Origin of the sequence: Halomonas sp. ND22Bw (assembly GCF_003011945.1) — a bacterium.
In the GTDB taxonomy this organism is placed as follows: Bacteria; Pseudomonadota; Gammaproteobacteria; order Pseudomonadales; family Halomonadaceae; genus Halomonas; species Halomonas halophila.
Map to the genome: position 1 here is coordinate 1 of NZ_PXWD01000440.1, position 336 is coordinate 336.

At 67.0% G+C, this 336-nt stretch carries 1 protein-coding gene; it reads right to left on the reverse strand.

Going from position 1 to position 336, the window contains the following annotated elements; all coding sequences use genetic code 11:
- Window positions 1-66: 66 nt before the first annotated feature.
- Window positions 67-336: PIN domain-containing protein (locus CVH10_RS18830; protein ID WP_106489381.1), on the reverse strand; the 270-nt coding region annotated here is incomplete at its 5' end.

The following is a 336-nucleotide window of genomic DNA, read 5'->3' on the forward strand; positions in this document are numbered from 1 at the left end:
AGCCTTACACACGGTAAAGCTGATTGGGTTTCACCCTGAACGTGCCCGATGACGCTCACCCGCACTTCAGCGGATCAGCTCGACGGACAATTCCGGAAGATCCAGCGCCGCCCAAGCACGATCCGCCGTCAACGCGATCAGCCCACGCGACTTCGCGAGAGCCAGGCAGGCGCGGTCGCCAAACGACAGGCCCGCTTGCCGGGTCGCGGGCCTCAATGAGCCGGCCTGGACCGCCTGCACGCGGTCGAAGTCGACCACGGCGATGTGGAGCTGCTCCAGCGCCCGGCCGACCAAGGCGACATCGCCCCCGCGATCGGCGAGCTTCGCGATGACCTC